Annotated in this window: 2 protein-coding genes, 3 tRNA genes and 2 rRNA genes; 6 read left to right on the forward strand and 1 reads right to left on the reverse strand. The window is 42.6% G+C overall.

What is annotated here, in order from left to right:
• The first annotated feature begins 54 nt into the window (after positions 1-54).
• The 6 genes from GGR08_RS07145 (at position 55) to GGR08_RS07170 (ending at position 4,052) form a co-directional block, all read left to right on the forward strand.
• Positions 55-131: transfer RNA gene (locus tag GGR08_RS07145), tRNA-Ile, on the forward strand.
• A 263-nt stretch (positions 132-394) separates the two neighbouring features.
• Positions 395-470, forward strand: a tRNA-Ala gene (locus GGR08_RS07150).
• Between the two features lie 184 nt (positions 471-654).
• Positions 655-882, forward strand: a complete 228-nt coding sequence (locus GGR08_RS07155; protein WP_183194651.1) for a hypothetical protein — start codon at positions 655-657, stop codon at positions 880-882.
• 4 nt (positions 883-886) lie between these two features.
• Positions 887-3,695, forward strand: a 23S ribosomal RNA gene (locus GGR08_RS07160).
• 72 nt (positions 3,696-3,767) lie between these two features.
• Positions 3,768-3,882 (forward strand): 5S ribosomal RNA (gene rrf, locus GGR08_RS07165).
• Between the two features lie 93 nt (positions 3,883-3,975).
• Positions 3,976-4,052, forward strand: a tRNA-Met gene (locus GGR08_RS07170).
• Positions 4,053-5,389: 1,337 nt separating this feature from the next.
• On the opposite strand, the gene GGR08_RS07175 is transcribed toward GGR08_RS07170, so the two are convergent.
• Positions 5,390-6,478, reverse strand: a complete 1,089-nt coding sequence (locus tag GGR08_RS07175) for a TIGR04086 family membrane protein (protein WP_183194652.1) — start codon at positions 6,476-6,478, stop codon at positions 5,390-5,392.
• Between the last annotated feature and the right edge of the window lie 300 nt (positions 6,479-6,778).

Here is a 6,778-nt window from a genome sequence, read left to right on the forward strand (position 1 = left end):
GCTTGTCCATTGATTTAAGATGATACCGGAGAAAGTTTTCCGATTTATCCCGGAGGGCTTGTAGCTCAGTTGGTTAGAGCGCGCGCTTGATAAGCGTGAGGTCGGAGGTTCAAGTCCTCCCAGGCCCACCATTCACTCTATCAGTCTATAAGCGCTATAATCTATAAGCGCTTGTGAAATTTGCTCATAGGAAACTTTTTTGATCAATTCGTAAGAAACTTATTTGCGCAAAATTACGCTCTCTCTTTGATTTTAAAATCCAAAGCTAAAGTGCTCTAGTTAAAGTACTTTCAAAGATAAAGAGATGTTTTGAGGCAAAATGGTAGAAGAATAGCGATTTAAGTGATCTTAAATTTGAGTATTCCGAATATTCCGAATGTGTTGTGTTGTTTTGGGGGCCGTAGCTCAGCTGGGAGAGCACCTGCTTTGCAAGCAGGGGGTCGTCGGTTCGATCCCGTCCGGCTCCACCACTTTATGGGTCATCATCACGTTGTAAGAACACACTTTTGTGAAAGCTTTATAAGCCTTTCACCTGTTCTATTGAAATTGTGAAGAGAAGATATATTCAAACATGTTCCTTTTTTAAGATTTTTCTGAAGGACAAGTTTTTTATTGAGGAAACTTGGAGAAAAGACTTTTTGTCAAAGAGGTTTTTTGAAAAAAAACCTTTGGAAGAAGAAAACTTCATTTGAAAAAGAAGAAAAAGAAACTATGTGTCGCAAGGGGATGCTCAAAACCCTTGCTTATGATTGGAAGCTTAGCCGCGCCATTGAATATATCTCAAGAAGCTGGTCTTTTCTGCTGATATTTGTGTTTGTTTTGCGCTTTATTGAGCACAAAATAAAGAGAAGCAGACAAACAGTGAATGAATATTGGCAATGAGAACGATCAAGTGTCTTAAGGGCATTTGGTGGATGCCTTGGCATGCACAGGCGATGAAGGACGTGATACGCTGCGATAAGCTACGGGGAGGTGCGAATACCCTTTGATCCGTAGATTTCCGAATGGGGCAACCCACCTTTGATAGCTAGAAAAATTAAGCTGTTTTCAAAACAGTTTAATTTTCTAGTTGTCAGATAAAGGTATCTACACCTGAATAAAATAGGGTGTGAGAAGCAAACGCAGGGAACTGAAACATCTAAGTACCTGTAGGAAAGGACATCAAACGAGACTCCGTTAGTAGTGGCGAGCGAACGCGGACCAGGCCAGTGGCTTAAATTAAGAAAAGTAGAAACGATTGGAAAATCGTACCAAAGTGGGTGATAGTCCCGTATACGTAAATCTGATTTAAGTCCTTGAGTAGGGCGGGACACGTGAAATCCTGTCTGAATATGGGTCGACCACGATCCAAGCCTAAGTACTCGTGCATGACCGATAGCGAACCAGTACCGTGAGGGAAAGGTGAAAAGTACCCCGACAAGGGGAGTGAAATAGTACCTGAAACCGAATGCCTACAAACAGTCGGAGCCCAAGATTTGTTCTGGGTGACGGCGTACCTTTTGTATAATGGGTCAGCGACTTAGTCTAACGAGCAAGCTTAAGCCGGTAGGTGTAGGCGTAGCGAAAGCGAGTCTGAATAGGGCGTTCAGTTCGTTGGATTAGACCCGAAACCGAGTGATCTAGCCATGAGCAGGCTGAAGGTAAGGTAACACTTACTGAAGGGCCGAACCCTTATCTGTTGCAATAGATTGGGATGACTTGTGGCTAGGGGTGAAAGGCCAATCAAACTCGGAAATAGCTGGTTCTCCGCGAAATCTATTTAGGTAGAGCGTTAGTCGAATTCTCCAGGGGGTAGAGCACTGGATGGGCTAGGGGTCCTCACCGGATTACCAAACCTAACCAAACTCCGAATACCTGGAAGAACTAACTAGCAGACACACGGCGGGTGCTAACGTCCGTCGTGGAAAGGGAAACAACCCTGACCACCATCTAAGGTCCCCAAGTTATGGCTAAGTGGGAAAGGATGTGAGGATCCCAAAACAACCAGGATGTTGGCTTAGAAGCAGCCACCATTTAAAGAAAGCGTAACAGCTCACTGGTCTAAATAAGGGTCCCTGCGCCGAAAATGTAACGGGGCTAAAGCCATACACCGAAGCTGTGGATTTACTCTTATGGGTAAGTGGTAGCGGAGCGTTCCGTAAGCCTGTGAAGGGAGACTCGTGAGAGCTCCTCGAGGTATCGGAAGTGAGAATGCTGACATGAGTAACGATAAAGGGAGTGAGAGACTCCCTCGCCGAAAGTCCAAGGGTTCCTGCTTAAAGTTAATCTGAGCAGGGTGAGTCGGCCCCTAAGGCGAGGCCGAAAGGCGTAGTCGATGGGAACCACGTTAATATTCGTGGACCTGTGGGTAGTGACGGATTGCATAAATTGTAAGGTCTTATTGGATTGATCTTGCAGTGAAGCAGTTCCAGGAAATAGCTCCCACATAAAGACCGTACCCCAAACCGACACAGGTGGACTGGTAGAGAATACTAAGGCGCTTGAGAGAACTACGTTGAAGGAACTCGGCAAATTGCACGCGTAACTTCGGAAGAAGCGTGACCCTTTAGCGGGAAACCGTTAGTGGGTGGCACAAACCAGGGGGTAGCGACTGTTTACCAAAAACACAGGGCTCTGCGAAGTCGCAAGACGATGTATAGGGTCTGACGCCTGCCCGGTGCTGGAAGGTTAAGAGGAGATGTGCAAGCATTGAATTGAAGCCCCAGTAAACGGCGGCCGTAACTATAACGGTCCTAAGGTAGCGAAATTCCTTGTCGGGTAAGTTCCGACCTGCACGAATGGCGTAACGACTTCCCCGCTGTCTCCAACGTAGACTCAGTGAAATTGAATTCCCCGTGAAGATGCGGGGTTCCTGCGGTTAGACGGAAAGACCCCGTGCACCTTTACTATAGCTTTACACTGGCATTTGTGTCTGTATGTGTAGGATAGGTGGTAGACTTTGAAGCAGGGGCGCTAGCCTTTGTGGAGTCATCCTTGAAATACCACCCTTACCGATATGGATGTCTAACCGCAGTCCGTTATCCGGATTCGGGACCGTGTATGGTGGGTAGTTTGACTGGGGCGGTCGCCTCCTAAAGAGTAACGGAGGCGCGCGATGGTAGGCTCAGAACGGTCGGAAATCGTTTGTTGAGTGCAATGGCATAAGCCTGCCTGACTGTGAGACTGACAAGTCGAGCAGAGTCGAAAGACGGTCATAGTGATCCGGTGGTCCCGTGTGGAAGGGCCATCGCTCAACGGATAAAAGGTACGCCGGGGATAACAGGCTGATGACCCCCAAGAGTCCATATCGACGGGGTTGTTTGGCACCTCGATGTCGACTCATCGCATCCTGGGGCTGGAGCAGGTCCCAAGGGTATGGCTGTTCGCCATTTAAAGCGGTACGTGAGTTGGGTTCAGAACGTCGTGAGACAGTTCGGTCCCTATCTGCCGTGGGTGTTGGAATATTGACAGGACCTGTCCCTAGTACGAGAGGACCGGGATGGACGTATCTCTGGTGGACCTGTTGTGGCGCCAGCCGCATAGCAGGGTAGCTATATACGGACGAGATAACCGCTGAAGGCATCTAAGCGGGAAACTCACCTGAAAACAAGTATTCCCATGAGAACCGTGGTAGACCACCACGTGGATAGGTCAGGTGTGGAAGTGTGGTAACACATGAAGCTTACTGATACTAATCGTTCAATCGACTTGATCGTTCCCATTCCCTATATCCATTCGTAAATTTACAGAAAAAAACAGCTTCTCAAAAAATCTATGCCCTTTGCTGACTTGGTGGTTATGGCGGAGTGAACGCACCCGATCCCATCCCGAACTCGGCCGTGAAACGCTCCAGCGCTGATGGTACTTTGCCTTAAGGCACGGGAGAGTAAGTCGCTGCCAGGTCTGCTGAGGGCATAGAAAAAACTTCTCAATAATTTAAAAAAATAAATATAATGAGCCTTCAACAGAAAAAACCGCTTATTATATCCTTCGTGGCGCGGGGTGGAGCAGCCCGGTAGCTCGTCAGGCTCATAACCTGAAGGCCGCAGGTTCAAATCCTGCCCCCGCAACCAAAACTGCAAAATTAATTAAAAACCCTGTAAATCATAAAGGGTGACCTCTAAAAAATAAAACGCTCCTTATAAAAAACTACAGGCATAACAGAAATAAAAAAGACAAAACTGATAAACAAACCAGAATGAACCCCTCCCTTGAAAAAGGAAAACCATGAAATATCTAAAAAAATGAAAAAGCAGAAGTTCATAATTCCCCATAGAAAAAAAACTAAAAAAACAGAAAGCTAAAAACAATAAATCTGCTGGAGAATGGAAAAATAAATCCATCTCTAAAAATCACATTAAAAAAATAATGAAAAAATGTGCCCTTTGTTCTGAAACAAAAAAACTACAAATCCTTAAAGCGTGCACGTAAACAACAAAAATAGAATAAAAATCATAAAAATGCTAACTTATGGATAAACCGATAAAGTAAAAATGCTGCTTGATATTGAAAATTCTACCTTTATTAAAATACTGGAACGCTTTTTTCAAAAATATCAAGTGAAAAATAAAAAAAACCGCGGTGTTATCAGTTTACTTATTGCTTGCTTTATCAGTAAGCTGAAGTATGTGGAAAAACAAAATTCAAAACATCAGACCCAAATAACATGCCTTTACTTGCCTCAGCTCACCCCTAAATGATATTTAAAATCCCCTGATAAAACAATTGATCTAAAATGTTAATCCCTCGTTCTGCCTAGTAAATGAGAGCTCTGAATATCGTAAAATTCTCTCATTTCAAACCCGTTATCTTGGAACAATCAAAACCATCCCCTTGCACCAGCACAAGCAGAATAAAACAAAGAGTGTGAGATACTTTCTCAAAGTAAAAAACTCCCCGATTAGCTTTAAAAGCACTAAAAATCCCTCTTATGAATTGTTTTAATGCAAAGGCTATCGGAAACATTGGGGGATGGAAAAGTAAATGATGCTGCTAGATTGCTTCTTCATAAATGTAAAGACGCAAGGCTCAATTGATTGACTGTGATACCATGCATGTGCTCTCTCGTAAAATGCGTGTGGATCCCTTAAGAGATATTGCTTAAAAACAAGCCTGTGCAACTACAAAGTAAGAGCCTGCCGTTTTATATGAAGATTGTTCCCCTATTATAAACCTTTTTCGGGAACTCGAAGAGTAATTCTATGTATAGTACGTTTTATGGTCTTCTTGCATTCCCCCAAATTCTGCCGTCAGAATGAGTGCTCAACCTAATATTGGTTTTCATAACCTGTTAAAACACTGCCTTTAAACAAAGGCTAGCAGCTTCATCAAAGGATTTCAAGAAGCGTTACAACAAAAAACTGTACAAGGTGTACAGCTTTTTGTTTTATCCTCTCTGAGCCAGAAGTTTTTAAAGCATGAAAAAATCTCTACGGCTTCGGTAGCCATAATAACCACATACACTAGAAATTACAGCACCAATTAGGCTACCTAAAAAACCCCACCATCCCATGTTAGAGGCCGTTTTTGTGGCTTTAGTTACAGCGTTTTTTCTTCCCTTTAAGGCTTCCTGAAAATTATCAGAGAGTGTTTCTGCCTGTTCTTCAAGGGCTTTTAGCGCTTTTTCAGTTTTTTCTTCCGCTTTTTGATAAATATAAAGGGCACGGTTGGCGGCTGTTTGCGCATCCGATCGGCTCATGCCATCATTCATAAGGGTATTAATGATATCGCTTCGTTCAAATTTCCCCGTGAGAGATTCTAATCGATCAGAAAGACGAGAACCAAGATTTTTTAAAGTAGCGCGGGAGTGAGAAGGATCATTTTTCAAAGCCGTTAGCGCAGAAGCAATATCATTGAGCGCATTCTGATAGGTTCGTTTCAAACGTTCAGGATTGAGAGAAGGAATGTCACTTTTTTTGAGAAGAGTACGCAATTCACTGCCAATTTGCTCAAAATTGATGACACTATCGCTGTTTAGGGAAAATAGCTTTTCAAAGTTTTCGTTGTTTGATTTGGAAAGTAGGGGGGATATATTTGTTTTGAAACTATCCATGTTTGCTTGGATCATAGAACTGTTTTCTAAGGCAGCTTTAGCACCCAGCTTTACCGTACTCGAAACAACGTGAATAGCTTGAAGTGTCATAAGAAGTGTTATGAGAGCCCAAGTTAAAAAACCATGAAGAGCTCCAGAAGTTTCAGCAAAACGACCGGCAACAAAACTTCCACTGGCAAGACTTATGAGAAAAATAATAAGAGAGCCAATGCCCATAGACAGAAAAGAACCTTCAAAAGAGCTTGAAAAAGTGAAATCCATTTGGCTTAAGCCTAAAGCTGCAATAAGAAAAGAAAGACAGATGGAAGTGGAAAGAGCTGTCACCAGTCCCGCAAAAATTGCAGACCATGAAATAGGAGTGTGAAAAAAAGGGTATCTTGTTTCTAGAGATGTTCCTTCTAGAAAATTCGTATCGAATGGTGTGTTTTCAGGAATGCGAGTTTCCATGTTTTATCTCCTTGAATATGCTCAAGATAAAATGCCTTTTTGCCAATTATGTTCCAAAATAGTTAGATGGACGATAAAAATAGGCAAAAAAACGTAAATAAACCTCTATTACAAAAAAAATGGATAAGTATTTGAAAAATATAACATATCCTTGAAAATAGGAAAAATAAGCAATACATCTTCATCAGAAAACTCAACCAAAAGAATAAATAATTTAAAAAATTGAATTCTAAAATTTATGAAAACATAGCTTGTAAAATTACGCAGTGAGCTTGTTACTTTGAAAAAATATCTCACACC

It is taken from the genome of Bartonella fuyuanensis, from assembly GCF_014197255.1.
In the GTDB taxonomy this organism is placed as follows: domain Bacteria; phylum Pseudomonadota; class Alphaproteobacteria; order Rhizobiales; family Rhizobiaceae; genus Bartonella; species Bartonella fuyuanensis.

Coding starts and splice junctions, on each gene's coding strand:
- GGR08_RS07175 (WP_183194652.1), bottom strand. CDS start 6,478: ATGGAAACTCGCATTCCTGAAAACACACCATTCGATACGAATTTTCTA.